The following is a 25,143-nucleotide window of genomic DNA, read 5'->3' on the forward strand; positions in this document are numbered from 1 at the left end:
CAGTCGGCGGACAGCGCCATCACAACCGGCGGGCAGGATTTTCCGTGTCGCCGCAGGACAGCGGGCCGCAAGGCCGGCTGAAGGGCGGCTACCGGAACCGCTCGTACCGACCCAGGGGGCGCACGATGAACGCCATGCTTCAGACCCGGACCAACCCGGCTGTCCGCACCGCGCGTTCGTCAGCCACGTCCCACCGGACCCGGTACGAGGTCAGGACCGACGAGAACTCCGGTGCCGTGACCGTGCGGGGGTGCGCGCACAGCACCGGTGGAAACCCTGGCGCCCGTCGGGTGAGCGGCGGCGGCAGGACGGGGGAGCTGTACGGGATCGGCCGTCTGGGGAGTTCGGCCGACTCCTCCAACACCCTCACGCTGCGGGGCATCCTCCCCGTCCGCGTCGAGGGCAAGGACGTCCCGGGTAACAACCGGGGTACCGGGGGGAACGGTCTGCGGACGGTCGGTTCGGGGGAGCCGACCGGTCGCGAGGCCGCCGGTGCGACGCTGCTGCGGCTGAACCCCGCCGCGGCCCGCACCACCGAGGCCGGGCAGGGAGGCGCGCAGGGGGAGCACCCGGCCGTCGCGGAGGACCACATCAAGGAGTTCACCGCGTACGTGCGCGAGCGCCGCGCCTCCCTGTACGCCACGGCGTACCACCTGACCGGTGACCGCTACGAGGCCGAGGACCTGCTGCAGAGCGCGCTCTTCAGCACCTACCGGGCCTGGGGCCGGATCACCGACAAGGCCGCGGTCGGCGGGTACCTCCGCCGCACCATGACCAACCTGCACATCTCCGCCTGGCGGCGCCGCAAGGTCAACGAGTACCCGACCGAGGAGCTGCCGGAGACGGCCGGCGACACCGACGCGATGGGCGGCACCGAGCTGCGCACCGTGCTCTGGCAGGCGTTGGCGAAGCTGCCGGAGAACCAGCGCACCATGCTGGTGCTGCGGTACTACGAGGGCAAGACCGACCCGGAGATCGCCGACGTGCTGGGGATCAGCGTCGGTACGGTCAAGAGCAGCATCTGGCGCGCCCTGCGCCGGCTGCGCGAGGACGAGCACCTGAACAAGTCGGGCGACACCGTCCGGGCGTTCGGCGAGCTGGTCGCGTAACGAGGACTCCCGTCGGGGGACGGGAAGCGGACGGTCACGGTCCGGGGGCGGCAGCTCGGGGGAGCACGCCCGTGGGGGAGCCGAGGATCGTTCGGGGAAGGCGCGGGCCCGGTGCGGGGGAGACGCACCGGGCCCCGCGTCGTGTCCGGGGCCGGGGCGTACCGGGGGTCAGGCGGCGGAGAGCTCCGTCGTCCTGGCCGCGGCGCGGATCCGCCGTTCGGCCTCGGGGCCGGCGCACGCGTACGAGCCGAGGGCGACCTGCCGGCCGACGATGGACCGCTCGGCCCGCATCAGCCGCAGGCCCCGGCGCAGCAGCACCGGCAGCGACTTGCGGCCCTCCCGGACGTCCCGGCGCAGTCGGCGCCAGGCCGTGGTCAGCGCGCCGTTGCGCAGGCACAGGGCGTCGCCGAGCAGGCCCTGGTCGGCGCAGTCGGCGGTGATCTCGGCGGCGAATATGCCCTCCGCGATGAACGCGGCCGCCCCGCCCAGCTCCAGGCCGCGGGTGCCGGTGCGGCCGTTGTCCGGGATCGAGTACACCGGGACGTCCGCGCGGCCCCGCTCGTGCAGGGCGCGGATCGCGGCGAGCGCCTGGTCGCGGTGCCAGGCCAGCGGGGAGTCCCAGTCGACGGCGCCGTCCGGCAGCCGCGGCAGGGTCGGGTCGTCCCCGTCCTTGTAGAAGTCGTCGAGCTGGAGCACCGGCAGGCCGCTGCGCTCGGCGAGCGAGGACTTCCCCGACCCGGAGGGCCCGGAGAGCAGGATCACCCGGGCATGCCCGGTCGGTGCGGGGTTCATGGGGGAGTCACTCACGGGACACCAGTCTGACGCATCCCGGCCGGTTGCCGAAACCGGTCGGTCCGCAACTCCCGCGGCGGGAACCGCCGGAACGCCGACGGACCCGCGCCAGGGGGGGGAGAGGCGCGGGTCCGTCCTGTGACCGTCCGGGCCCTGGGGGGTGAGGGCACTGGGGACGGCCAGTCTGTGGAGTTGTTACTCGGAGCGGGGAGGTCAGATCCCCATCGGGTGCCAGACCGTCTTCGTCTCCAGGAACGAGAGTAGCCGGTCGGTACCGGGTGCATCGGTCCAGTCCTGGGCGAACGGGTCCAGTACCGGACGGACCACCCGCTTCAGGGTATCCGCGGCGGCGGCTTCCAGCGCCTGCGCCGCGCCGGGACCGTCGACGGCGATGGCTCCGGTGAGGTCCACCGCGTTGACGTCCTGGTGCGAGGCCAGGGTGGGGGCGATGTCCGCGGTCCGGCCCGAGATGATGTTGACCACGCCGCCCGGGACGTCCGAGGTGGCCAGCACCTCGCCCAGCGACAGCGCGGGCAGCGGGGCGTCCGCGGCGGCCGCGACCACGACCGTGTTCCCGGTGGCGATCGCCGGGGCGATCACCGAGACCAGGCCGAGCAGCGAGTGCCCGTACCCGGCCTGCGGGGCGACGATCCCGACCACGCCGGTCGGCTCCGGGGTGGAGAGGTTGAAGTACGGCCCGGCGACCGGGTTGGCGCCGCCCGCGATCTGGGCGACCTTGTCGGTCCAGCCCGCGTACCAGACCCAGCGGTCGATCGCGGCGTCCACCAGCGCGGCGGCCTTCTTCGGGCCGATGCCCTCGGAGACGGACACCTCGGCGGCGAACTGCTCGCGCCGGCCCTGGAGCATCTCGGCCACCCGGTACAGCACCTGGCCGCGGTTGTACGCGGTGGTGCCGGACCAGCCCTTGACCGCCTTGCGGGCGGCCACGACGGCGTCGCGGGCGTCCTTGCGGGTGCCCAGCGGGACGTTGGCGAGCCACTCGCCCTTTGCGTCGGTCACCTCGTACACCCGCCCGCTCTCGGAGCGCGGGAACTTCCCGCCGACGTACAGCTTGTAGGTCTTGAGGACGTCAAGACGCGTTGCGACATCAGACATCTCGGGCCTCGACATTCAGGTAGGGCTCCAGACCGTGGCGGCCACCCTCGCGGCCGTAGCCCGACTCCTTGTAGCCGCCGAACGGCGAGGTCGGGTCGAACTTGTTGAAGGTGTTGGCCCAGACCACGCCGGCCCGGAGCCGGTTCGCCATCCACAGGATGCGCGAGCCCTTCTCCGTCCAGATGCCGGCGGAGAGGCCGTACGGGGTGTTGTTGGCCTTCTCGACCGCCTCGGCGGGGGTGCGGAAGGTCAGCACCGACAGGACCGGACCGAAGATCTCCTCCTGGGCGATCCGGTGGGCCTGGCTCACGCCGGTGAACAGGGTCGGCTTGAACCAGAAGCCGGTGCCGGGGAGTTCGCAGGCCGGCGACCAGCGCTCGGCGCCCTCGGCCTCGCCGGCCTCGGTCAGCGCGGTGATCCGGGCCAGCTGCTCGGCCGAGTTGATGGCGCCGATGTCGGTGTTCTTGTCCAGCGGGTCGCCGACCCGCAGGGTGGCCATCCGGCGCTTGAGGGCGTCCAGCAGCTCGTCCTGGACCGACTCCTGGACCAGCAGGCGCGAGCCCGCGCAGCAGACGTGGCCCTGGTTGAAGAAGATGCCGTTGACGATGCCCTCGACCGCCTGGTCGATCGGCGCGTCGTCGAAGACGATGTTCGCGGCCTTGCCGCCCAGCTCCAGCGAGAGCTTCTTGCGGGTGCCGGCCAGCTGCTTGGCGATGGCGCGGCCGACCGGGGTGGAGCCGGTGAACGCGACCTTGTTGACGTCCGGGTGGGAGGTCAGCGCGGCGCCGGTGCGGCCGTCACCGGTGACGATGTTGACGACGCCCTTCGGCAGACCGGCCTGGCGGCAGATCTCGGCGAAGCGCAGCGCGGTCAGCGGGGTGGTCTCGGCCGGCTTCAGCACGACCGTGTTGCCGGTCGCCAGCGCGGGCGCGATCTTCCACGCCAGCATCAGCAGCGGGAAGTTCCACGGGATGACTTGGCCGGCGACGCCCAGCGGCTTCGGGTCGGCGCCGAAGCCGGCGTAGTCCAGCTTGTCGGCCCAGCCCGCGTAGTAGAAGAAGTGCGCGGCGACCAGCGGCAGGTCGACGTCGCGGGTCTCGCGGATCGGCTTGCCGTTGTCGATCGACTCCAGCACGGCCAGCTCGCGACTGCGCTCCTGGATGATCCGGGCGATCCGGAACAGGTACTTGGCGCGCTCGCTGCCGGGCAGCGCCGACCAGTCGGCGAAGGCCTTGCGGGCGGCGGCGACCGCGCGGTCCACGTCCTCCTCGGTGCCCTGGGCGAACTCGGCGAGCACCTGCTCGGTGGCCGGGTTGACCGTCTTCAGGGCCTCGTTGCCGGAGGAGTCGACGAACTCGCCGCCGATGAAGTGGCCGTAGGAGGTGGCGATGTCGCCGGCGGCGGCCGGGGACTCCGGGGCCGGGGCGTAGGCGAAGAGGCCGCCGGCGGGCTTGGCCGCGGGCTCCTCGGTGTTCTTCTTCTTGGCCATGGTGATCAGTCCACCGTCACGTAGTCGGGGCCGGAGTAGCGGCCGGTGGCCAGCTTCTGGCGCTGCATCAGCAGGTCGTTGAGCAGGCTGGAGGCGCCGAAGCGGAACCAGTGCGGGGTCAGCCAGTCGTCCCCGAGGGTCTCGTTGACCATCACCAGGTACTTCATGGCGTCCTTGGTGGTGCGGATGCCGCCGGCGGGCTTGACCCCGACCTGGACGCCGGTGGCGGCGCGGAAGTCGCGGACCGCCTCCAGCATCAGCAGGGTGACCGGCGGGGTCGCGTTGACGGCGACCTTGCCGGTGGAGGTCTTGATGAAGTCGGCGCCGGCCAGCATCGCCAGCCAGGAGACCCGGCGGACGTTGTCGTAGGTCTGCAGCTCGCCGGTCTCGAAGATCACCTTGAGGTGGGCGGAGGTGCCGTCCGGGCGCTTGCACGCCTCCTTGACGGCCGCGATCTCGTTGTGGACGTCGAGGTAGCGGCCGGAGAGGAAGGCGCCGCGGTCGATCACCATGTCGATCTCGTCGGCGCCCGCGGCCACCGCGTCGGCGGTGTCGGCCAGCTTGACCGGGAGGGCGGCGCGGCCCGCCGGGAAGGCGGTGGCCACCGAGGCGACCTGGATGTCGGTGCCCTGCAGGGCGGCCTTCGCGGTGGCGACCATGTCCGGGTAGACGCAGATGGCGGCGACGCGGGGGGTGGTCGGGTCGGTCGGGTCGGGGGTCCTGCCCTTGGCGCACAGCGCGCGCACCTTGCCGACCGTGTCCGCGCCCTCCAGCGTGGTCAGGTCGATCATCGAGATCGCCAGGTCGATGGCGTACGCCTTCGCCGTGGTCTTGATCGAGCGGGTACCGAGAGCGGCGGCACGCGCCTCCAGGCCGACCTGGTCGACGCCGGGCAGGCCGTGCAGGAACCGGCGGAGCGAGGCCTCGGACGCCGCAACGTCCTGAAGGCCGCTGCCCGCAACGCCGAGGGCATTGGCTGCAACAGTGGACATAGTCACCAGACCAGCATATCTACGCGCGTAGTGAGCCGCCAGAGCGCCTGCCATTCGTGGCCGGACCGAGACCTCGGCGCGAGGGGCATGGGGCAGAATCGACGCCATGACCGATTCCGACGGCAAGCCCCACCAGGGCCCGGCCGCCCCCGACGGGGAGCCCGCGTACACGGACCGCGTGTACCGCTCTGTCCCCGGTGTGATCTCCGGAGTGCTGCTGCTGCTCGTCGCGGCCTGGCTGATCGGCGACGCGGTGGTGAGCGGGACGGGGAAGACCCCGTACGTCGCGCTCGCGGCGGTGCCGGTGTTCGCCTTCCCGGTGATCGCGTACACGCTGCGCCCGGTCGTGACGGCCGGCTGCGACAGGCTGGTCGTGCGCAACCCGTGGCGGACCGTCGTGGCGCCGTGGGCCTCGGTGGACGCGCTGCGCGCCGGGTACTCGGTCGAACTGCTCGCCGGCGGGAAGAAGTACCAGGTCTGGGCGGTGCCGGTGTCGCTGCGCCAGCGCAAGCGGGCCACCCGGGCGCAGCGCTCGGGTGCCGCCGAGCACGCCGCCAGGACCGGCCTGGGGCTGGGCATGGCCAAGCGGACCAACCCGGTCGTCCAGGGTTCGCCCGACGCCACCCGCGCCTGGTCCGACCAGGTCACTGCCGTGCTCCAGGAGATGGCCGAGCGCAACGCCGCCCGGCCCACGGCGGCCGGCCCGGTCGAGGTTCGCTGGTGCTGGTGGGGCATCGCCCCCACCCTGCTCGGCCTGGTCGCGCTGGTCACCGTCATCGCGGTCTGACGCCGCGGCACGTACGCCAAGGGCCCGCCGGTCGTGACCGGCGGGCCCTTCGGGTGCGCGGGCTCAGGCGGTGATGCCGGCGGCCTCGGCGAGGTCCCGCTTGACGGTGGCGAGGAGCTCGGCGGCGCGCTCGCGGGTGGCGGTGAGGTCGGCGGCCGAGGCGACCGGGAGGACGACCTCCAGGTAGCACTTGAGCTTGGGCTCGGTGCCGGAGGGGCGGACCACGATGCGGGCGGAGCGGACGCCGTCGCCGGCCAGGTAGTAACGCAGGCCGTCGGTGGGCGGCAGGTCGGCGGAGCCGGCCGACAGGTCGTCGGCGCGGGTGACCTGCAGACCGGCCAGGACGGTCGGCGGCTGCTCGCGCAGGCGGCGCATGGCGTCGGCGATCAGCGAGAGGTCCTGGACCCGCACGGAGAGCTGGTCGGTGGCGTGCAGGCCGTGCTCCAGCGCCAGGTCGTCCAGCAGGTCGGACAGGGTGCGGCCGGACTTCTTGAGGGTGGCGGCGAGTTCGGCGACCAGCAGGGCGGCGGTGATGCCGTCCTTGTCCCGCACGCCCTGCGGGTCGACGCAGTAGCCGAGCGCCTCCTCGTAGCCGTAGCGCAGGCCCTCGGCGCGGGAGATCCACTTGAAGCCGGTCAGCGTCTCGGCGTAGTCCAGGCCCGCGGCCTCGGCGATCCGGCCGAGCAGGGTGGCGGAGACGATGGTGGTGGCGAAGGTGCCCTCGGCCTTCTTCGCGACCAGGGCCGAGCCGAGCAGCGCGCCGACCTCGTCGCCGCGCAGCATCCGCCAGCCGGCCGCGCCCCGGCCGCCGCCGGCCGCGTTGCCGTTGGTGGGGACGGCCACCGCGCAGCGGTCGGCGTCCGGGTCGTTGGCGATCACGATGTCCGGGCCGACGGTGGCGGCGGTGCGGAAGGCGAGGTCCATCGCCCCCGGCTCCTCCGGGTTGGGGAAGGCCACGGTCGGGAAGTCCGGGTCGGGCTCGGCCTGTTCGGCGACCACGGTGGGCGCGGGGAAGCCGGCCCGGCGGAAGGCGGCGACCAGGGTGTCGCGGCCGACGCCGTGCATCGGGGTGTAGACGACGTCCAGGTCGCGCGGGCTGTGCGGGTCCACGATGGAGACGGCCCGGGCCAGGTACGCCTCGACGACGTCCTCGCCGAGCACCTCCCAGCCCTCCTCGGCGCGCGGGACCTCGTCCAGCGAGCCGATCGCGTCGATCTCGGCGGCGATCCCGGCGTCGGCCGGCGGGACGATCTGCGAGCCGTCGCCCAGGTAGACCTTGTAGCCGTTGTCCTGCGGCGGGTTGTGGCTGGCGGTCACGGTGACGCCGGCGGCCGCGCCCAGGTGGCGGACGGCGAAGGCGAGCACCGGGGTCGGCAGCGGGCGCGGCAGCAGCGCGGCGCGCAGGCCGGCGCCGACCACCACGGCGGCGGTGTCGCGGGCGAAGTCGTACGACTTGTGGCGGGCGTCGTAGCCGATGACGACCAGGTCGCCCAGGCCCTGCTGCCTGACGTACGCGACCAGGCCGGCGGCGGCCCGGATCACCACGGCGCGGTTCATCCGCATCGGGCCGGCGCCGAGTTCACCGCGCAGGCCGGCGGTGCCGAACTGGAGGCGGTCGGAGAAGCGCTCGGCGATCTCCGCCCAGGCGAGCTTGCTGTCGGTCTCGGCCTCCGGGTCCTCGGCCCGGGCCAGCAGGGCGGTGAGCTCCTCGCGGGTCTGCGGGTCGGGGTCCTCGGCCAGCCAGGTCCGGGCCCGGGCGAGGAGGTCGGGGTTGAGTGCCTGCGTCATGCCAGCTCCATCGGGGTTTCAGCTGTGACCGGGGGGTTCCGTACGGAAGGGGGTCGCACATGCGGACGGGGCCCACGGGAGGGCGTGATCAGCGGATCACGCCGCCCGTGGGCCCCGTCAGCCATGATTCTGCGCCTCGCGGGCGTCAGATCCGCTCAAGGACCTTCGCCAGCAGCTCGCCCATGCGCTCGGCGGAGGCCTTGCCGGCCTCCAGCACCTCGGCGTGGTTGAGCGGCTCGCCGGTCATGCCGGCGGCCAGGTTGGTGACCAGGGAGATGCCGAGCACCTCGGCGCCGGCCTCGCGGGCGGCGATGGCCTCCAGGGTGGTGGACATGCCGACCAGCTCGCCGCCGAGCACCCGGGCCATGTTGACCTCGGCCGGGGTCTCGTAGTGCGGGCCGCGGAACTGGACGTAGACGGCCTCGTCCAGCGACGGGTCGACCTCGCGGCACAGCGCGCGCAGGCGCTTGGAGTACAGGTCGGTGAGGTCGACGAAGTTGGCGCCGACGATCGGGGAGTCGGCGGTCAGGTTGATGTGGTCGCTGATCAGGACCGGCTGACCCGGGGTCCAGCCGTGGCGCAGGCCGCCGCAGCCGTTGGTCAGCACGATGATGCCGCAGCCGGCCGCGGCGGCGGTGCGCACGCCGTGGACGACGGTGGCCACGCCGTGGCCCTCGTAGTAGTGGTTGCGGCCGAGGAAGATCAGGGCGCGCTTGTCGCCGATCTTCACCGAGCGGATCTTGCCGGCGTGGCCGGCGACGGCGGGGGCGGGGAAGCCAGGGAGCTCGGTGACCGGGAACTCGGCCACGGTCTCGCCCAGGGCGTCGGCGGCCGGCACCCAGCCGGAGCCCATCACCAGGGCGACGTCGTGCCGCTCGGCACCGGTCAGCTCGCGCAGGCGCTCGGCGGCGGCCTGGGCGGCGGCGTAGGGGTCGGCGGAGACGACCGACTGAGGAGAAGCGTTCACGGGTCCGAGGATAGACGGGAATCGGCTACGCGCGTAGAAATTCGGCCGCGGCATGCCGGATCGTTACCCGGTCGGCCCGAAAACACAGCTCGGCGGTGGTTCCGGGCCGGCCGGTCCTTCGGTTTCCCCACGGACGGTGTTGCGCACCCCCGGTACCCGCACTCCCTCAGCAGGGGCGGCGGCGCAGGTCCATCACGTAGTCGTGCGGGGCGCCGGCGCTCTCCGCGGCATCGGCGATCAGGCCGAGGTAGCGGGCCGCGGGCAGGCCGCCCTCGTAGTCGTTGAGCACGTACGTCCAGACCGGGATGTCCCCGTCCAGGGTCTGCGCGCGCAGCTTGATCTTGCGGTAGATGCCGAGCTGGACGCCCTCCCAGCGGTCCAGGCCCTCCTCGTCCATCGGCGCGACGTCGTACAGCGAGACGAAGACCTGGTCCTTCTCGTCCTCGACGACGGTGGCCAGCGAGCCCTCCCAACCGAGCTGCTCGCCGCCGAAGGTGAGCCGCCAGCCGGCTAGCCACCCCGTGCCGCGCAGCGGGGAGTGCGGGGCTCGGCGGGTCATCTGCCGGGCATCGAGGTTGGTGGCATACGCGGCGTAAAGGGGCATGGGGGCCAGCGTAGCCCGGGCGGCGGGCGGGCCGCGGCTGGTGGACGAAGGTGCGCAAGCCCGGACCCCGGCGTGGCGGCGGTCCCGGCGTGCGGGACAATGGGGAACGTGACTCGGATCGTGATCATCGGTGGCGGACCCGGCGGCTACGAGGCGGCCCTGGTCGCCGCACAGCTCGGCGCGGAGGTGACCGTCGTCGACACCGACGGTCTGGGCGGATCGGCGGTGCTCACGGACTGCGTTCCGTCGAAGACCCTGATCGCGACCGCGGAGGTGATGACCACCTTCGACAGCTCGTACGAGGAACTGGGCATCCTGGTCGCGGACGACACCCCGCCCGTCGAGCAGGCCGCCCGGGTGATCGGCGTGGACCTGGGCAAGGTCAACCGACGGGTGAAGCGGCTGGCCATCGCCCAGTCCCACGACATCACCCAGTCCGTCACCCGGGCCGGCGTCACCGTGCTGCGCGGCCGCGGCCGGCTCGGCGGCGGCGGGCAGGCCGTGGACGGCTCCCGCGAGGTGCTGGTGGACGCCCCCGACGGCAGCGTGCAGTCGCTGCGCGCCGACGCGGTGCTGATCGCCACCGGCGCCCACCCGCGCGAGCTGCCGGACGCCCAGCCGGACGGCGAGCGGATCCTCACCTGGACCCAGGTGTACGACCTGGAGGAGCTGCCCCGCGAGCTGATCGTGGTCGGCTCCGGTGTGACCGGCGCCGAGTTCGCCGGCGCCTACCAGGCGCTCGGCTCCAAGGTGACCCTGGTGTCCAGCCGCGACCGGGTGCTGCCGGGCGAGGACCCGGACGCCGCCGAGGTGCTGGAGGACGTCTTCCGCCGCCGCGGCATGAACGTGATGGGCCGCTCGCGCGCCGAGAGCGTCAAGCGGATCGGCGACCGGGTCGAGGTCATGCTGGCCGACGGCAAGGTGATCGAGGGCACCCACTGCCTGATGGCGGTCGGCTCGATCCCCAACACCTCCGACATGGGTCTGGAGGAGGCCGGGGTCAAGCTCAACGACTGGGGCCAGATCCAGGTCGACCGGGTCTCCCGCACCACCGCCCCCGGCGTGTACGCGGCGGGCGACTGCACCGGCGTCTTCATGCTCGCCTCGGTGGCGGCCATGCAGGGCCGGATCGCGATGTACCACGCGCTCGGCGACGCGGTGCAGCCGCTGAACCTCAAGACCGTGGCCTCCAACGTCTTCACCGACCCGGAGATCGCCACCGTCGGCTACACGGCGGCCGACGTGGAGTGCGGCAAGATGGACGCCGTCGTGGTCAAGCTCCCGCTGCGCGGCAACCCGCGGGCGAAGATGCAGGGCATCCGCGACGGCTTCGTGAAGCTGTTCTGCCGCCCGGGCACCGGCATCGTGGTCGGCGGCGTCGTCGTCGCCCCGCGGGCCAGCGAGCTGATCCACCCGATCGCGCTCGCGGTGGACGCCAATCTGACGGTCGAACAGGTGGCCAGCGCCTTCACCGTCTACCCGTCCGTCTCCGGCTCGACCGCCGAGGCCGCCCGGCAGCTGCACGTCCGCAAGCGGGCCGACGGCGAATCCTGAGCGTTCGGCGCACAGTTGAGGGCGGCTGCCGATCGGCGGCCGCCCTTCGCGTGGGCACGGCCGTCACCCGGACGGCGGGCGCAGTTCCGGGGGCGTCGACGGCGCGTATTGTACGGTCACGCGCCGCTCGTGCGTGAGCAATTCCCGCTACCAGCTGCAAACGCCTGAAAGCAGACGGTCACGCAGGTTACCGTCGGTTCTGTGTTTGCTGCAGAACGTCGCCAGTTGATCCTCGAAATGGTGCGCGCCAACGGAGCCGTCTCGCTCCGGGAGTTGGCCCGCGTCGTCCAGACCTCCGAAGTGACCGTGCGCCGTGACGTGCGGGCGCTGGAGGCAGAAGGGCTCCTCGACCGCCGGCACGGCGGCGCGGTGCTCCCCGGCGGCTTCAGCCGCGAACCCGGATATCCGCAGAAGACCCATCTGTCCGCGGCGGAGAAGAGCGCCATCGCGGACTTCGCCGCCGGCCTGGTGGAGGAGGGCGACGCCGTGGTGGTGGGCGCCGGCACCACCACCCAGGAGCTGGCCCGCCGGCTGGCCCGCGTGCCCGGGCTGACGGTGGTCACCAACTCGCTGCTCGTCGCCCAGGCGCTGGCGCACGCCAACCGGGTCGAGGTGGTGATGACCGGAGGCACCCTGCGCGGCTCCAACTACGCGTTGGTGGGCAGCGGCGCGGAGCAGTCGCTGCAGGGGCTGAGGGTCACCAAGGCCTTCATCTCCGGCAGCGGGCTGACGGCCGAGCGCGGGCTGTCGACGGCGAACATGCTGTCCGCGAGCGTGGACCGGGCAATGGTGCTGGCGGCCGCCGAGGTGATCGTCCTCGCCGACCACACCAAGCTCGGCGCGGCCGGCATGTTCCAGACCGTCGCCACCGAGACCATCACCCGGCTGGTCACCGACGAGCAGGCCACCGCGGACGACGACACCGTCCGCGAACTGGACGCGCTCGCCGACTGCGGGGTGCAGGTCGACCTGGCCCCGCTGGGCGCGGGCCCGAGCGGCGACGCCCCGGTGCACGGCACCGGCAGCGGCCCGGTGCACCAGACCCAGCCGGGCCCGATGGCCCGCCGCGGCGGCCCGCCCCCCGGCGGCGCCCCGCTGCCCGGCCAGCGCCGCCCCGGCGCGCAGGGCGGTCCGGCCGGCCCGGGCGGCATGCCGGCCCGGCTGGCCGAGATGGGCCTGCCGCGCGGGCGCTGAGCCCGTACGGTCCTCGCAGGACGGCCTCGGAAACGCGGACCGGTTCGCACGCCCCCGAAGGGCGTACGGACCGGTCCGAGGGTCAGGGCTGGTGTCAGTCCTTGATCTCGCAGAGCGCGGCGCCGCTGCTGACGCTCGCGCCGACCTCGGCCTTGAGACCGGAGACGGTGCCGGCCTTGTGGGCGTTCAGCGGCTGCTCCATCTTCATCGCCTCCAGGACCACGATCAGCTCGCCCTCGGCGACGACCTGGCCCTCCTCCACGGCGACCTTGACGATGGTGCCCTGCATCGGCGAGGCCAGGGTGTCACCGCTGACGGCCGAGCCGGCCTTCTTGGCGCCGACCCGGCGCTTGGCCTTGGCGGCACCCGCCGCACCGGCGGCCGGGGCGGCCGCGACGCCGAGCGAGGACGGCAGGGAGACCTCGATGCGCTTGCCGCCGACCTCGACGACCACGGTCTCCCGGGTCTCGGCCTCCTCGCCGTCACCGGCCGTGCCGACGAAGGGCGGGATGGTGTTGTCGAACTCGGTCTCGATCCACCGGGTGTAGACCGAGAACGGCTCGTCGCTGCCGTGGACCTCGGGCGCGAACGCCGGGTCGGTGACGACGGCCTGGTGGAACGGGATGGCGGTGGCCATGCCCTCCACCTTGAACTCGCTCAGCGCGCGGCGGGCCCGCTCCAGGGCCTGCTTGCGGTCGCGGCCGGAGACGATCAGCTTGGCCAGCAGGGAGTCCCAGGCCGGGCCGATGACCGAACCCGACTCCACACCGGAGTCCAGGCGCACGCCCGGGCCGGACGGCGGGGCGAACAGCGTCACGGTGCCGGGGGCGGGCAGGAAGTTGCGGCCCGGGTCCTCGCCGTTGATGCGGAACTCGAAGGAGTGGCCGCGCACCTCGGGGTCGTCGTAGCCGAGCTCCTCGCCGTCGGCGATGCGGAACATCTCGCGGACCAGGTCGATGCCGGTGACCTCCTCGGTGACCGGGTGCTCCACCTGCAGACGGGTGTTGACCTCCAGGAAGGAGATCGTGCCGTCGACGGCGACCAGGAACTCGCAGGTCCCGGCGCCCTGGTAGCCGGCCTCCTTGAGGATGGCCTTGGACGCGCGGTACAGCTCGGCGTTCTGCTCGGCGGTCAGGAACGGCGCGGGCGCCTCCTCGACCAGCTTCTGGTGGCGGCGCTGCAGCGAGCAGTCACGGGTGGAGACGACGACCACGTTGCCGTGCTTGTCGGCCAGGCACTGGGTCTCCACGTGCCGCGGGTTGTCGAGGTAGCGCTCGACGAAGCACTCGCCGCGGCCGAACGCGGCGACGGCCTCGCGCACCGCGGACTCGTACAGCTCGGGGATCTCCTCGAGCGTGCGGGCGACCTTGAGGCCGCGGCCGCCGCCGCCGAAGGCCGCCTTGATGGCGACCGGCAGGCCGTGCTCCTGCGCGAAGACGACGACCTCGTCGGCGCCCGAGACCGGGTCCGGGGTGCCGGCGACCAGCGGGGCGCCGGCGCGCTGGGCGACGTGCCGGGCGGTCACCTTGTCGCCGAGGTCGCGGATGGCCTGCGGCGGCGGGCCGATCCAGATCAGACCCGCGTCGATGACGGCCTGGGCGAAGTCGGCGTTCTCCGACAGGAACCCGTAGCCGGGGTGGACGGCGTCGGCGCCGGAGTCGGCGGCCGCCTTCAGGACCTTGGCGATGTCCAGGTAGCTGGTAGCGGGGGTGTCACCGCCCAGCGCGTAAGCCTCGTCGGCCGCGCGGACGTGCAGCGCATCCCGGTCCGGCTCGGCGTAGACGGCGACGCTGGCGATACCGGCGTCCGAGCAGGCCCTGGCGACGCGGACGGCGATTTCCCCGCGGTTGGCGATGAGCACCTTGCGCACTGTGGCTCCCTTCTTGAACCTCGTTGAGTTTATGGATTCCCGGGCAGTACCGGCGAGTAGCCCCAGGTTGTGAACTATCCCACACGCTCGGTGATGGCTACCGAGGCCCGGCGGGCGGCCCTGCGGACGACGCCGCAGGTCGGCGCCGGTCCGGCCGGGGCGGCGGGGGCCACGGCGGGTGACCGGGCGGCGGCGTGGCGGGAAGTGGCATGGGACACAGTTTCGCGCGGACCGCTCAAGCGGCGCCGGAACGGGCGACCGGCCGCCGCAGCGCCTCGGCCGTCACGTCCGCCGCCACCTCGACCATGTCCGGCCCGTACGCCTCCGGGTTGACCACCCGTAGGACGAGCGCGAAGGTGCCGTCCTGCCCGTACTTCCGGGCGAGTTCGCGGTGGTGGGTGACCAGGTAGCGCACCCCCGCCTGGTTGGCGATGCCGGTCTGGCCGGCGACCAGGAACACCGGGCGGCCGCCGTCCGGGGTGGCGAGCCGGGCGAGCAGGGTGTGCGTCTGGTCGCGGCCGGCGGTGAAGTCCCGTTCGCCGACCACGATCACGTTGCTGCCCCGCTCGGGACCGGAGGTGATCAGCACACCGGGCAGACCCCAGGCCACGTGCGCGGCCATCCGCTCGTTGCTGACAGGACCGCCCAGGCACAGCTCGGTCTTGGCACCCAGGCCGCGGTGCGCGGCGTCGTGGGCGACCAGTTCGGGCCGCGCCCCGCACTCCTCGACCAGCCCGGCCAGCCACATCAGCGCGTAGGCGTCGCGCCGGGTGACGGTGTGTTCGTGCGAGCCCGTCCCGATGCTGCGCGGCACCACGATCAGGCACTCGCTGCCGCCCGGCAGCCCGAAGAACTCCCGAACCCGCTCGGTCCTGCGGCGGCGCCGCAGCACCTGGGCCAGCCAGCCGAGGGCGGCGCTGATCGCGCTGGCCACCAGGCCGAGCACCACGTTGAGCACGCTGTCGGTCATCGCCGTCCTCCTCCCTGTCCGAGACCTCGGCCAGCTTATGGGGGAGGGATACGGCTGTCGTCGGTCGGTTGACCCAGGTCTGCCGCGCGGATTTTGTCGGATCCGGACCGTCCGGTCAGCTCCCGGTACGGGTCCAGAGGTCGGTGATGCGGACGTCGAGGTCGGCGAGCAGCCGGCGCAGCAGCGGCAGGGAGAGGCCGATGACGTTGCCCGGGTCGCCGTCGATGCCGTCGACGAACGGCGCCGAGCGACCGTCCAGGGTGAAGGCCCCGGCCACGTACAGCGGTTCGCCGGAGGCCACGTACGCGGCGATCTCGACGTCGTCCGGGGTGCCGAAACGGACGGTGGTGGAGGCGGTGGCCGAGGACTGCCGGCCGGTCGCGGTGTCGATCACGCAGTGGCCGGTGCGCAGCACCCCGGCGCGTCCGCGCATCGACTGCCAGCGGGCCAGCGCCTCGGCGGCGTCGGCGGGCTTGCCGAGGGCCAGGCCGTCCAGCTCCAGGACGGAGTCGCAGCCGATCACCAGCTCGCCGTCGGCGAGTTCGGCGGCGACGGCCTTCGCCTTGGCCTCGGCCAGGACGAGCGCGAGCTCGGCGGGGGTGGCGGCGGTGATCGCGTCCTCGTCGACGCCGCTGACCACCACGCGCGGGTCGAGGCCCGCCTGGCGCAGCAGCCCGAGGCGGGCGGGGGAGGCGGAGGCGAGGACGAGGGCGCGCTGGTCGGTCATGCCCACCAGCCTAGGGGGTGCCGCTATCCGCCGTTCGGGTGAACGGTTCAGCTGAACGGGCGGGAGAGCATCATCAGCACGGCGCCGACGAGCACCAGCGCGGCGAGCACCTTGCCGGCCCGTTGCATCCGCGCCTGCATCCGACGGGCCTCGGGCGAGGGCTCGTCACGGGGATCTGACCAGAGCACCCGTCCAGGGTGCGTCGCACGGGGGTGCGGGCGCCTGAGTATCCGTACTCAGGTTCCGGGCGAAGCGGGCGCCGGACAGCGTGCGGGGCGGGAAGCCGACCGGCTTCCCGCCCCGCGCGGCGGACGTCAGTGCGCCCAGCCCGAGGTCCGCCAGGCGTTCACGCCAGGGCGGACGGCGGGGCGCAGCAGGCGGGCGCGGTCGCTCCAGGGGGAGGCCGGGCCGACACCGGCCAGGCGCGCCGCCTCGGCGGCGGCCTGCGCGGCGGCGGCCCGGGCCTGGACCACCGCCAGGACGGTGGCCAGCTCCTCGGGGGTCGGCTGCCCGTGCAGTACGTGGATCGGGGACATGGCTGGTTCTCTCCCGACAGGGACGGGGCCTACAGGGGGATGTTGCCGTGCTTCTTCGGCGGCAGCACCTCGCGCTTGCCGCGCAGCGCCCGCAGGCCGCGGACGATGTGCCGGCGGGTCTCGCTCGGCGCGATCACCGCGTCCACGTAGCCGCGCTCGGCCGCCAGGTAGGGGTTCAGCAGGGTGTCCTCGTACGAGGCGATCAGCTCGGCCCGCTTCTCCTCGACGGTGCCGGCCGCCTCGGCCTCGGCGATCTCCCGGCGGTGCAGGATGTTGACCGCGCCCTGCGCGCCCATCACGGCGATCTGCGCGGTCGGCCAGGCCAGGTTGAGGTCGGCGCCCAGGTGCTTGGAGCCCATGACGTCGTACGCGCCGCCGAAGGCCTTGCGGGTGATCACGGTGATCAGCGGGACGGTGGCCTCGGCGTAGGCGTAGATCAGCTTGGCGCCGCGCCGGATGATGCCGTCCCACTCCTGCTCGGTGCCGGGCAGGAAGCCGGGTACGTCCACGAAGGTCAGCACCGGGACGTTGAAGGAGTCGCAGGTGCGGATGAAGCGGGCGGCCTTCTCGCTGGCGTTGATGTCCAGGCAGCCGGCCAGGTCCATCGGCTGGCTGCCGACGATGCCGACGGACTGGCCCTCGACCCGGCCGAAGCCGGTGATGATGTTGCCCGCGTACAGCGGCTGGGTCTCCAGGAACTCGCCGTCGTCGACGACGTGCTCGATCACCTTGCGCATGTCGTACGGCTGGTTCGCCGAGTCCGGCACGATGGTGTCGAGTTCGAGGTCCTCCTCGGTGACCGTGAGGTCGGCCTGCTCGGGGTAGGACGGCGGGTCGCTGAGGTTGTTGGAGGGCAGGTACGAGAGCAGGCTCTTGACGTACTCGATCGCCTCCTTCTCGTCCGCGGCCAGGTAGTGGGCGTTGCCCGACTTGGTGTTGTGGGTGCGCGCGCCGCCCAGCTCCTCCATCGCGACGTCCTCGCCGGTGACGGTCTTGATCACGTCGGGGCCGGTGATGAACATGTGCGAGGTCCGGTCGGCCATCACCACGAAGTCGGTGATCGCGGGGGAGTACACCGCGCCGCCCGCGCAGGGGCCCATGATCAGCGAGATCTGCGGGATGACGCCGGAGGCGTGCACGTTGCGGCGGAAGATCTCGCCGTACAGGCCGAGCGAGACCACGCCCTCCTGGATCCGGGCGCCGCCGGAGTCGTTGATGCCGATGACCGGGCAGCCGGTCTTCAGCGCGAAGTCCATCACCTTGACGATCTTCTCGCCGAAGACCTCGCCGAGGGAGCCGCCGAAGACGGTGAAGTCCTGGGCGAACACGGCGACCTGGCGGCCGTCCACGGTGCCGTAGCCGGTCACCACGCCGTCGCCGTACGGCCGGTTCTTCTCCTGGCCGAAGTTGGTCGAGCGGTGCCGGGCGAACTCGTCGAACTCCACGAAGGAGTCCTCGTCCAGCAGTTCCACGACCCGCTCACGGGCGGTCAGCTTGCCCTTGGCGTGCTGCTTCTCCACGGCCTTCGCGGAGCCGGAGTGCACCGCCTCGTCCAGCCTGCGCCGCAGGTCGGCGAGCTTGCCGGCGGTGGTGTGGGGGTCGTACGGCGCCTCGGTCATCCGGTGGCTCTCCCTGATCCATGGCCGCGACCTGTTCGAGTGCGCGCGGGGCCGGGTGGTGGGCCCGCGCATGAGGGCAGGGCGGCGCTACGAACTACCGCTGGGTAGCGTAGCCAGCGCGCAGGGCGATGCGTCATGTCCTGGCGTTATGGCCATCAACACAGTGTGTCCCCGCCCGTTCTGCGGGACGATGGGGCGGCCTGCGTCCCGTACCCGATCTAGGGTTTCCCCATGACCGATCGCGAGACCCCCCGCCGTAGCGGGCTGCGCGGCTTCGGCCACGCCGGACCGTCGCCCTGGACCGACCTGGACCGTCCGCCGCTGGACGAGGAGGCGCTGCGCCACGACCTGCTCGTCCCGGGCGGCCTGTGGACCTCCCTGGACGTCGTCTCCGAGACCGGCTCCACCAACAGCGACCTCGCCGCCCGCGCCGCGGCGGGCGCCGGGCAGGGCGCGGTGCTGGTGGCCGAGGCGCAGAGCGCCGCCCGCGGCCGACTGGACCGGCGGTGGACGGCCCCGCCCCGCTCCGGGCTGTTCCTGTCCGTGCTGCTGCGCCCCGAGGAGGTGCCGGTCGAGCGGTACGGCTGGCTGCCGATCCTGGTCGGGGTGGCCGCGGCGAGCACGCTGGGCCGGGTCGCCGGGGTCGAGGTCGGGCTGAAGTGGCCCAACGACCTCCAGGTGGAGATCGACGGCGCGGAGCGCAAGCTCGGCGGCATCCTCACCGAGCTGGCCGGCGGCGCGGTGGTGGTCGGCATGGGCCTCAACGTCTCGCTGCGCGAGCCGGAGCTGCCCGTCCCCACCGCCGCCTCGCTCGCGCTGGCCGGCGCCTCGACGACCGACCGGGGCACCCTGCTGCGCGCCCTGCTGCGCGAGTTCGCCGAGCTCTACCGGGACTGGACGGCCGCCGCGGGCGACCCGCACGTCAGCGACCTGCTGCGCGCCTACGTGGACCGCTGCAGCACGCTGGGCCGCCAGGTGAAGGTGCACCTGCCGGGCGACCGCGAGCTGGTCGGCGAGGCGGTGGCGGTGGACGGCGACGGGCGGCTGGTGGTCCGCACGCCTGACGGCGTACGCCGGGCGGTCGGCGCGGGCGACGTGGTCCACGTGCGCCCCGAGCCCCGCTGAACGGCAGTCTTCACCTCCCCTTGACCCGGGCTGATGCCCCGGATCCGACGATTCCGTGCGAACATTCCACCTGGCAGCGGTGTGAGGCGCGCCACTGCCCGCCCGGGTGGCGGACGGCGCGCCCGGACACGTAGGACACGAGGCGAGTGCGGCGAGCGCACGGGGACGGACCGGTGGCAGAGGACGGCAGCAGCGGCGCGACGGCGGGCAGCAACGACCCCACGGTCGCGCTCGAACTGGAACGCCTGATCCTGGACGCGCCGCGCCGCTACACCCCGTACCAGGCGGCGCGCGCCGCCGACGTCCCGATGGAGCTGGCCACCCGGTTCTGGCGCGCCATGGGCTTCCCCGACATCGGCCAGTCCAGGGCGCTCACCGACGGCGACGTGATCGCGTTGCGGCGCCTGGCGGGCCTGGTGGAGTCCGGGCTGCTCAGCGAGTCGATGGCGATCCAGGTGGCCCGGTCCACCGGCCAGACCACGGCCCGGCTGGCCGGCTGGCAGATGGACACCTTCCTGGAGAACCTCACCCAGTCCGTCGAGCCCGGGCTGACCCGCGCCGACGTCGCGTACCCGCTGGTCGAGCTGCTGCTGCCGGAGCTGGAGCAGTTCCTGGTGTACGTCTGGCGGCGCCAGCTGGCGGCGGTCACCGGCCGGGTGGTGCAGGCCGCCGAGGACAACGAGATCACCAGCGGGCGGCTCGCCGTCGGCTTCGCCGACCTGGTCGGCTTCACCCGGTTGTCCCGGCGGCTGGAGGAGGAGGAGCTCGGCGAGCTGGTCGAGACCTTCGAGAACACCTGTTCGGATCTGATCGCCGGCCAGGGCGGCCGGGTGATCAAGACCCTCGGCGACGAGATCCTCTACGTCTCCGAGGACCCGGCGACCGCCGCCGAGATCGCGCTGAGCCTGATCGACGCGCTGGCCGGGGACGACACCATCCCGCCGCTGCGAGTCGGCATGGCCTTCGGCACGGTCACCTCGCGGATGGGCGACGTCTTCGGCACCACCGTCAACCTGGCCAGCCGGCTCACCTCGATCGCGCCCAAGGACGCCGTGCTGATCGACGGCGAGTTCGCCGCCGCGCTGGAGCAGAACGGCAGCGTCGCCCCGGCCGACTCGGAGGGGCCCGGCCTGGCCGAGGCGCTGTCGGCCGCGGCCGGGATGCCCGCCTCCGGACTGCCGATGCCGGCCCCGGACACCGGGGCCCGCTTCCACCTGCAGCCGATGTGGCGGCGGCCGGTGCGGGGGCTCGGGCTGGTCGAGCCGTGGCTGCTCAGCCGGCGGCTGAAGGCCGAATAGCGGCCCGCCGGCGGGGAAGGCGTGCGGGCGGAGGAAACCGTCCGCGGTGCGGTCGTTCGCGGGTGCGCCTTCCTGTGGTGGGTTCGGTGCCCCGGGCGCCGTACGGGTGGGGCCGGGTGGCGGGCGTCCTGACGGCGCCGCGGTCCGTCCGGGCAAACAGGGCATAACCGAATGAAACCGCCATAGTCTTGGTGCAAGCGGCCGGTCGGGTGCGGCCGGCCGACGGGGGTCCGGCAGGACCGAGCACAGGGAGCGAGGCGAGCCGGTGAGCAGTGAGGCGATCATGACGGACCGCGACTGCGACTGCGACCGCGGCGGGTCGCGGCACCCCGAGCCGCTGCCCGACCTGAGGCTGCAGTCCGTGGTCGAGCTGGCCCAGGACATGGCCGCCGCACTCACCCCGCTGGAGGCCGTCCGGGCCGCCGCCGCCCGTGCCACCGAGGCGCTCGGCGCCACCATGGCCGCCGTCTCGGTCTGGGACCGCGAGTCCGGCCGGCTGCGGGTCCTGGTCAACCACGGCGAGCTCGCCCCGGGCGAGGAGGAGCTGCCCGAGGACGAGTCGTACCCGGTCGCCGACTTCCCCGAGATCGTCACGTACCTGGAGGAGCGCTGGACCACCGGGCGGCTGCCGCGCGCCTGGCTGCAGAGCGCCGAGAACAGCGAGCCGCACGCCGGGCACGCGCACCCGACCGCCGGCGCGTACTGCCAGGAGCGCGCCGCGGCGCTGCGCCGGCGCGGGCGGGCCTGCTGCGTGGTCGCGCCGATCGTGCTGCACGGCCAGGCCTGGGGCGAGCTGTACATCGCCCGGTCCGCCGGGATGCCCGAGTTCACCGAGGCCGACGCCGACTACGCGACACTGCTCGCCGCCCAGGTCTCGGCCGGGCTGGCGCAGACCGAGCGCCTCGCCGACCTGCGCCGGCTCGCCTTCTCCGACCCGCTCACCGGCCTGGCCAACCGGCGGGCCGTCGACGCCAGGCTGGAGAGCGCGCTGGAGGCGCACAACCGGGACGGCACCGTGGTCTCGCTGGTGGTCTGCGACGTCAACGGGCTGAAGCGGGTCAACGACCAGCTCGGCCACGAGATGGGCGACCGGCTGCTGGAACGGTTCGCCCACCAGCTCTCGCTGGCCGCCGCCAAGCTCCCCGGCAGCCTCGCCGCGCGGCTCGGCGGCGACGAGTTCTGCCTGCTGGTGGAGGGTCAGAAGGCCGACGAGGTGGTCGCCGTCGCCGAGGAGATGTGCGCCCGGGCGCTCGCGCTCTCCGAGGGCGAGGGCGTGGCCTGCGGCGTCGCCTCCACCGGGGACTCGATCGGGCCCGTCACCACCCCCGACCGGCTGTTCCGGCTCGCCGACGCCGCCCAGTACCGGGCCAAGGCCGCCCGGGCCGCCCACCCCGTGGTCGCCGGGCGCAGCCACGGCCCCGGCTTCTCGCCCGACCCCACGGTGCTGCTCGCCGACGCCGCCGACCCGCACCACCGGGCGGACGGGCGGCGCGTGCCGGGCGGCCGGGCCGGCGCGGGCGACCGGCGGCGGTTCCGGGGCGCCGCCCGCAGCGCCGACCCTGGGCAGCTGCTCACCGCGGTGCTCGCCTCCCTCGACCAGGCCGCCCTGACCCGGGCCGTCCACCCGGCGGACACCCTCGGCAAGCTGGTCGTGGTCGCCGAGGCCTCCGCCCGGCTGCTGGATGCCGTCGGCTGGTGGGTCTCGTACGTCCCGCCCGGCTCCCATCTGATGCGCACCTCCCAGCACGCCGTCTACCGGATGACCAGCGGCCCCAGCAGTGTCCGCGCCGAGACCCAGCGGGCCCAGATCGAGGCCCCCGACGCGGTCTTCGACCTCCGGCACTACCCGATGACCCGCCGGGCCGTCCGCGGCGGCGCCTTCGCCCTGCGGGCGGGCGCGGCCGGCAACGACCCGGCGGAGGAGGCGATGCTGGTCGTCTCCGGCTACCGGGGCATGGTCGCCGCCGGCGGCCAGAACGCGGCGGGCGGCTGGCTGGTGGAGCTCTTCGCCGACGACGCCACCCTGCCGCTGGGCCAGGCCGCCTGCGCCATGCGCGCCCTGGTCTCGGTCGCCCTGTCGGGGCCGGCCTCGCCGCCGGTGGTGTGAGGCGGGAGTTGCGCCCAGGGCCGGTCGGAGGCCCCGTCGGCCGGGCCCCGGCCCGGGTCCGGCCGCGCCGTGTGCGGATTCGGTGACGGGGGTGTTCCGGGTGGGTCGCGGTCGGCGCCCGGGGGATGCCGGGGGCGGGCGGGGTGGTGGAAGGTGGGGCGACGGTGTTCCGGGGAACGGGGGGTTCGGCCGTGGGTGGACGGTGGGCGGGTGCGGCGGTGGCCGGGGTGCTGGTGCTCGGGGGCGCGGTGGCGGGGGCCGCCCCGGCGTCGGCGGTGCCGGCGGCGCGGACGGCCGGGGCGGTGCCGGCGGTCGGGGCGGTGCGGGCGGCGCCCGAGCGGGCGCCTCAGCCGCGGGCTTCCGAGGGGGCGCACCGGATCACGGAGTCCACGCTGTCCGCGTCGAAGTCGAGGAGGCGCACGGTGCGGCACGGCTCCCACGGCGGGTTCGGCGGGCTGTTCACCTGGTTCGGCGTCGTCCTGCTGCTCTGCGTGCTGACCGTGGTGCTGGCGGTGTTCTGGTTCAGGCGTCGGAACCGGCTCCGTCCGCAGGCGGGTTGAGGGCCCGTAGGGCGGCGTCGACCAGGCGGTCGGCGTGCTCGTGGGTGAGCGGGCCGAGCCGGTACTGCCAGCGGTAGTAGATCGGGCCGTAGACCAGCTCGACGGCCAGGTCGAGGTCGGCGTCGGCGGCGATCTGGCCGGCCTCGCGGGCGCTGCGCAGGCGGTCGCGGGTGACCTCCAGCAGGGGGTCCAGCAGGCGGGTGCGGTACTCGGTGTGCAGCGCCGGGTCGTTGAGGATCTCGGCGACGATCGCCCGGTAGGTGCGGTCGGTGCCCGGGTCGCGGAGTTCGTCGCTGGTGGGGCGCAGGACGGCGCGGAGGTCGGCGGCGAGGTCCCCGGTGTCGGGGAGGGCGAGGCCGCCGTCGTGCTCGCCGGCGGCGAGGAAGGCGTCGAAGACGACGGCGCCCTTCGAGGGCCACCACCGGTAGATGGTCTGCTTGCCGACGCCGGCCCGGGCGGCGATCGCCTCGATGGTCAGCTTGCCGTAGCCGACTTCGGCGACGAGTTCGGTGGCGGCGGCGAGGACGGCGGCGCGGGCGCGCTCGCTGCGGCGGGCGGGGTCGGGGGCGGTTCTGGAAGCCATGGGGAAAAGTCTATGCCGAATGACGAGACGAGACGTATTGTCTTCTCAAGCCATGCGAGACGGAACGTCTCGTCTCATTCGCTATCCCCGGAGGTGCCCGTGAACCGCCCCGCACACATCCTGATGGTCTCCGTACCGGCCCACGGGCACGTCAACCCGAGCCTCGCCGTGATCGCCGAGCTGGTCGCCCGGGGCCACCGGGTCAGCTACCTCAACGACCCCTCCTTCCGCGAGACCGTCGAGTCCACCGGGGCCGCCCTCGTCCCGTACCCGACGAAGCTGCCGCTCACCGACGACCCCGGCGGCTGGCCGGCGGACCCGGTGGCGATCCAGGACGTCTTCCTGGACGACACGCTGGCGGCGTGGTCCGTCCTGCTGGAGGCCTTCGAGGACGACCGCCCCGACCTGGTGCTGTACGACATCGCGGGCTTCGCCGGCCGGGCGTTCGGCGAGCGGCTGGGGGTGCCGGTGGTGCAGCTGTCGTCCACCTTCGTCGGCTGGGAGGGCGTCGAGGAGGACATGGCCGAGGTCTTCGAGGCGATCCGCACCGGCCCCGGCGGCCCCGAGCACCACCGCCGGTTCGCCGACTGGCTGGTCGAGGCCGGCGCGGTGCAGCGCGACGTGGAGGCCTTCAAGGGCCGTCCGGAGCGGGCGATCGCGCTCGTCCCGCGCGCCCTGCAGCCCAACGCCGACCGGGTCGACGAACGGCGGATCAGCTTCGTCGGGCCCTGCTTCGGCGACCGCGCCCACCAGGGGCGGTGGCAGCGGCCGGCCGGTGCGGAGAAGGTGCTGCTGGTCTCGCTGGGCTCGGCGTTCACCCACCACCCGGCGTTCTACCGCGCCTGCGTCCAGGCCTTCGGCGACCTGCCGGGCTGGCACACGGTGCTGCAGATCGGCGCGCACACGGACCCGGCCGAGCTCGGCGAGGTGCCGGACACCGTCGAGGTGCACCGCTGGGTGCCGCAGCTGTCCGTGCTCTCCCAGGCGGACGCCTTCGTCACCCACGCGGGCATGGGCGGATCCAGCGAGGGGCTGTTCCACGCGGTGCCGATGATCGCGGTGCCGCAGGCCGTCGACCAGTTCGCCAACGCGGACGCTCTGGTGGGCCTCGGTGTCGCCCGCCGGCTGGACACCGAGCAGGCCACCCCGGAGGCGCTGCGCGCGGCGCTGCTGGAGCTGGTCGGCGACCCGGCGGTGGCCGAGCGGCTGCGGGAGCTGTCCGCCGCCGGGCGGGCCGAGGGCGGGACCGCCCGGGCGGTCGACCTGATCGAGGCGGAACTCGTGAAGTGAGTGGGGGCGACGGGGGCCACGGCGTGCGACATCGATCCGGAGGGCGGAGAATCCGGATGGCGAGCA

At 73.6% G+C, this 25,143-nt stretch carries 22 protein-coding genes and 1 pseudogene; 9 read left to right on the forward strand and 14 right to left on the reverse strand.

Annotation, left to right across the window (positions count from 1 at the left end; translation table 11 throughout):
* The first annotated feature begins 134 nt into the window (after positions 1 to 134).
* The gene (locus ACWDBE_RS32615; protein WP_392867090.1) at positions 135 to 1,109 is read left to right on the forward strand and encodes a SigE family RNA polymerase sigma factor; all 975 of its coding nucleotides are present in this window, start codon (positions 135 to 137) and stop codon (positions 1,107 to 1,109) included.
* 168 nt (positions 1,110 to 1,277) lie between these two features.
* Here ACWDBE_RS32615 and ACWDBE_RS32620 read toward each other — a convergent pair whose 3' ends face one another.
* From ACWDBE_RS32620 to deoC, 4 genes are all read right to left on the reverse strand, one after another.
* Positions 1,278 to 1,916, reverse strand: a complete 639-nt coding sequence (locus ACWDBE_RS32620) for an ATP-binding protein (RefSeq protein ID WP_449788250.1) — start codon at positions 1,914 to 1,916, stop codon at positions 1,278 to 1,280.
* 198 nt (positions 1,917 to 2,114) lie between these two features.
* Positions 2,115 to 3,017 (reverse strand): aldehyde dehydrogenase family protein, encoded by a 903-nt coding sequence (locus ACWDBE_RS32625; RefSeq protein WP_449788251.1) that lies wholly within the window; start codon positions 3,015 to 3,017, stop codon positions 2,115 to 2,117.
* On the reverse strand, positions 3,010 to 4,506 hold the full coding sequence (locus ACWDBE_RS32630) for an aldehyde dehydrogenase family protein (RefSeq protein ID WP_449788252.1): 1,497 nt from the start codon (positions 4,504 to 4,506) through the stop codon (positions 3,010 to 3,012). The genes ACWDBE_RS32625 and ACWDBE_RS32630 overlap by 8 nt, the downstream gene beginning before the upstream one ends.
* 5 nt (positions 4,507 to 4,511) lie before the next feature.
* Positions 4,512 to 5,498: a deoxyribose-phosphate aldolase gene (gene deoC / locus ACWDBE_RS32635; protein WP_449788253.1), complete on the reverse strand. Its 987-nt coding sequence runs from the start codon at positions 5,496 to 5,498 to the stop codon at positions 4,512 to 4,514.
* 106 nt (positions 5,499 to 5,604) lie between these two features.
* On the opposite strand from deoC, the gene ACWDBE_RS32640 reads away from it, so the two are divergent.
* Positions 5,605 to 6,285 (forward strand): PH domain-containing protein, encoded by a 681-nt coding sequence (locus ACWDBE_RS32640; protein WP_449809720.1) that lies wholly within the window; start codon positions 5,605 to 5,607, stop codon positions 6,283 to 6,285.
* 63 nt (positions 6,286 to 6,348) lie between these two features.
* On the opposite strand, the gene ACWDBE_RS32645 is transcribed toward ACWDBE_RS32640, so the two are convergent.
* The 3 genes from ACWDBE_RS32645 to ACWDBE_RS32655 form a co-directional block, all read right to left on the reverse strand.
* The gene (locus tag ACWDBE_RS32645; protein WP_449809721.1) at positions 6,349 to 8,073 is read right to left on the reverse strand and encodes a phospho-sugar mutase; all 1,725 of its coding nucleotides are present in this window, start codon (positions 8,071 to 8,073) and stop codon (positions 6,349 to 6,351) included.
* A gap of 145 nt (positions 8,074 to 8,218) precedes the next feature.
* Positions 8,219 to 9,040: a purine-nucleoside phosphorylase gene (locus ACWDBE_RS32650; RefSeq protein ID WP_449788256.1), complete on the reverse strand. Its 822-nt coding sequence runs from the start codon at positions 9,038 to 9,040 to the stop codon at positions 8,219 to 8,221.
* A 166-nt stretch (positions 9,041 to 9,206) separates the two neighbouring features.
* The gene (locus ACWDBE_RS32655; RefSeq protein ID WP_224284955.1) at positions 9,207 to 9,644 is read right to left on the reverse strand and encodes a gamma-glutamylcyclotransferase; all 438 of its coding nucleotides are present in this window, start codon (positions 9,642 to 9,644) and stop codon (positions 9,207 to 9,209) included.
* 99 nt (positions 9,645 to 9,743) lie between these two features.
* Between ACWDBE_RS32655 and ACWDBE_RS32660 the strand changes: the two genes are divergently transcribed.
* A complete protein-coding gene (locus ACWDBE_RS32660; RefSeq protein ID WP_449788257.1) occupies positions 9,744 to 11,198 on the forward strand; it encodes an NAD(P)H-quinone dehydrogenase in 1,455 nt (484 codons plus the stop codon).
* 237 nt (positions 11,199 to 11,435) lie between these two features.
* Positions 11,436 to 12,392, forward strand: coding sequence for a DeoR/GlpR family DNA-binding transcription regulator (locus ACWDBE_RS32665; protein ID WP_449788305.1), 957 nt, complete (start codon positions 11,436 to 11,438; stop codon positions 12,390 to 12,392).
* A 94-nt stretch (positions 12,393 to 12,486) separates the two neighbouring features.
* Here ACWDBE_RS32665 and ACWDBE_RS32670 read toward each other — a convergent pair whose 3' ends face one another.
* The 6 genes from ACWDBE_RS32670 to ACWDBE_RS32695 all read right to left on the reverse strand — a co-directional run bounded on the left by ACWDBE_RS32670 (position 12,487) and on the right by ACWDBE_RS32695 (position 18,114).
* Complete coding sequence (locus tag ACWDBE_RS32670) at positions 12,487 to 14,262, reverse strand: acetyl/propionyl/methylcrotonyl-CoA carboxylase subunit alpha (protein WP_449788258.1); 1,776 nt, start codon at positions 14,260 to 14,262, stop codon at positions 12,487 to 12,489.
* A gap of 235 nt (positions 14,263 to 14,497) precedes the next feature.
* Positions 14,498 to 15,232: a hypothetical protein gene (locus tag ACWDBE_RS32675; RefSeq protein WP_449788259.1), complete on the reverse strand. Its 735-nt coding sequence runs from the start codon at positions 15,230 to 15,232 to the stop codon at positions 14,498 to 14,500.
* 115 nt (positions 15,233 to 15,347) lie between these two features.
* Positions 15,348 to 15,959 (reverse strand): nucleoside triphosphate pyrophosphatase, encoded by a 612-nt coding sequence (locus tag ACWDBE_RS32680; protein ID WP_449809722.1) that lies wholly within the window; start codon positions 15,957 to 15,959, stop codon positions 15,348 to 15,350.
* Positions 15,960 to 16,006: 47 nt separating this feature from the next.
* Positions 16,007 to 16,147: a morphogenic membrane protein MmpB gene (gene mmpB / locus ACWDBE_RS32685; protein WP_449788261.1), complete on the reverse strand. Its 141-nt coding sequence runs from the start codon at positions 16,145 to 16,147 to the stop codon at positions 16,007 to 16,009.
* 126 nt (positions 16,148 to 16,273) lie between these two features.
* Positions 16,274 to 16,495 (reverse strand): acyl-CoA carboxylase subunit epsilon, encoded by a 222-nt coding sequence (locus ACWDBE_RS32690; RefSeq protein WP_392867052.1) that lies wholly within the window; start codon positions 16,493 to 16,495, stop codon positions 16,274 to 16,276.
* Between the two features lie 29 nt (positions 16,496 to 16,524).
* Positions 16,525 to 18,114, reverse strand: coding sequence for an acyl-CoA carboxylase subunit beta (locus ACWDBE_RS32695; RefSeq protein ID WP_449788262.1), 1,590 nt, complete (start codon positions 18,112 to 18,114; stop codon positions 16,525 to 16,527).
* A 231-nt stretch (positions 18,115 to 18,345) separates the two neighbouring features.
* On the opposite strand from ACWDBE_RS32695, the gene ACWDBE_RS32700 reads away from it, so the two are divergent.
* The 4 genes and pseudogenes from ACWDBE_RS32700 to ACWDBE_RS32715 all read left to right on the forward strand — a co-directional run bounded on the left by ACWDBE_RS32700 (position 18,346) and on the right by ACWDBE_RS32715 (position 23,204).
* Positions 18,346 to 19,239, forward strand: a complete 894-nt coding sequence (locus tag ACWDBE_RS32700; protein WP_449809723.1) for a biotin--[acetyl-CoA-carboxylase] ligase — start codon at positions 18,346 to 18,348, stop codon at positions 19,237 to 19,239.
* Positions 19,240 to 19,412: 173 nt separating this feature from the next.
* The gene (locus tag ACWDBE_RS32705; RefSeq protein ID WP_449788264.1) at positions 19,413 to 20,537 is read left to right on the forward strand and encodes an adenylate/guanylate cyclase domain-containing protein; all 1,125 of its coding nucleotides are present in this window, start codon (positions 19,413 to 19,415) and stop codon (positions 20,535 to 20,537) included.
* Positions 20,538 to 20,919: 382 nt separating this feature from the next.
* Positions 20,920 to 22,077: pseudogene (locus tag ACWDBE_RS32710) on the forward strand (diguanylate cyclase domain-containing protein); the annotation flags it as partial.
* Positions 22,078 to 22,835: 758 nt separating this feature from the next.
* Positions 22,836 to 23,204 (forward strand): hypothetical protein, encoded by a 369-nt coding sequence (locus tag ACWDBE_RS32715; RefSeq protein ID WP_449788265.1) that lies wholly within the window; start codon positions 22,836 to 22,838, stop codon positions 23,202 to 23,204.
* On the opposite strand, the gene ACWDBE_RS32720 is transcribed toward ACWDBE_RS32715, so the two are convergent.
* Positions 23,167 to 23,787, reverse strand: a complete 621-nt coding sequence (locus ACWDBE_RS32720) for a TetR/AcrR family transcriptional regulator (RefSeq protein WP_449788266.1) — start codon at positions 23,785 to 23,787, stop codon at positions 23,167 to 23,169. The genes ACWDBE_RS32715 and ACWDBE_RS32720 overlap by 38 nt on opposite strands.
* Positions 23,788 to 23,910: 123 nt before the next feature.
* On the opposite strand from ACWDBE_RS32720, the gene ACWDBE_RS32725 reads away from it, so the two are divergent.
* A complete protein-coding gene (locus ACWDBE_RS32725; protein WP_449809730.1) occupies positions 23,911 to 25,077 on the forward strand; it encodes a macrolide family glycosyltransferase in 1,167 nt (388 codons plus the stop codon).
* Positions 25,078 to 25,143: the final 66 nt, after the last annotated feature.

The sequence above is a fragment of the Kitasatospora sp. NPDC001132 genome, assembly GCF_053598415.1.

What these genes read in the sequence shown, in the direction of transcription:
- ACWDBE_RS32630 (WP_449788252.1), bottom strand. Translation starts at nt 4,506, where the DNA reads ATGGCCAAGAAGAAGAACACCGAGGAGCCCGCGGCCAAGCCCGCCGGC.
- ACWDBE_RS32625 (WP_449788251.1), bottom strand. Translation starts at nt 3,017, where the DNA reads ATGTCTGATGTCGCAACGCGTCTTGACGTCCTCAAGACCTACAAGCTG.
- ACWDBE_RS32615 (WP_392867090.1), top strand. Translation starts at nt 135, where the DNA reads ATGCTTCAGACCCGGACCAACCCGGCTGTCCGCACCGCGCGTTCGTCA.
- ACWDBE_RS32690 (WP_392867052.1), bottom strand. Translation starts at nt 16,495, where the DNA reads ATGTCCCCGATCCACGTACTGCACGGGCAGCCGACCCCCGAGGAGCTG.
- ACWDBE_RS32680 (WP_449809722.1), bottom strand. Translation starts at nt 15,959, where the DNA reads ATGACCGACCAGCGCGCCCTCGTCCTCGCCTCCGCCTCCCCCGCCCGC.
- ACWDBE_RS32720 (WP_449788266.1), bottom strand. Translation starts at nt 23,787, where the DNA reads ATGGCTTCCAGAACCGCCCCCGACCCCGCCCGCCGCAGCGAGCGCGCC.
- ACWDBE_RS32700 (WP_449809723.1), top strand. Translation starts at nt 18,346, where the DNA reads ATGACCGATCGCGAGACCCCCCGCCGTAGCGGGCTGCGCGGCTTCGGC.
- ACWDBE_RS32695 (WP_449788262.1), bottom strand. Translation starts at nt 18,114, where the DNA reads ATGACCGAGGCGCCGTACGACCCCCACACCACCGCCGGCAAGCTCGCC.
- ACWDBE_RS32675 (WP_449788259.1), bottom strand. Translation starts at nt 15,232, where the DNA reads ATGACCGACAGCGTGCTCAACGTGGTGCTCGGCCTGGTGGCCAGCGCG.
- ACWDBE_RS32640 (WP_449809720.1), top strand. Translation starts at nt 5,605, where the DNA reads ATGACCGATTCCGACGGCAAGCCCCACCAGGGCCCGGCCGCCCCCGAC.
- ACWDBE_RS32665 (WP_449788305.1), top strand. Translation starts at nt 11,436, where the DNA reads ATGGTGCGCGCCAACGGAGCCGTCTCGCTCCGGGAGTTGGCCCGCGTC.
- ACWDBE_RS32725 (WP_449809730.1), top strand. Translation starts at nt 23,911, where the DNA reads ATGGTCTCCGTACCGGCCCACGGGCACGTCAACCCGAGCCTCGCCGTG.
- ACWDBE_RS32655 (WP_224284955.1), bottom strand. Translation starts at nt 9,644, where the DNA reads ATGCCCCTTTACGCCGCGTATGCCACCAACCTCGATGCCCGGCAGATG.
- deoC (WP_449788253.1), bottom strand. Translation starts at nt 5,498, where the DNA reads ATGTCCACTGTTGCAGCCAATGCCCTCGGCGTTGCGGGCAGCGGCCTT.
- ACWDBE_RS32645 (WP_449809721.1), bottom strand. Translation starts at nt 8,073, where the DNA reads ATGACGCAGGCACTCAACCCCGACCTCCTCGCCCGGGCCCGGACCTGG.
- ACWDBE_RS32660 (WP_449788257.1), top strand. Translation starts at nt 9,744, where the DNA reads ATGGGGAACGTGACTCGGATCGTGATCATCGGTGGCGGACCCGGCGGC.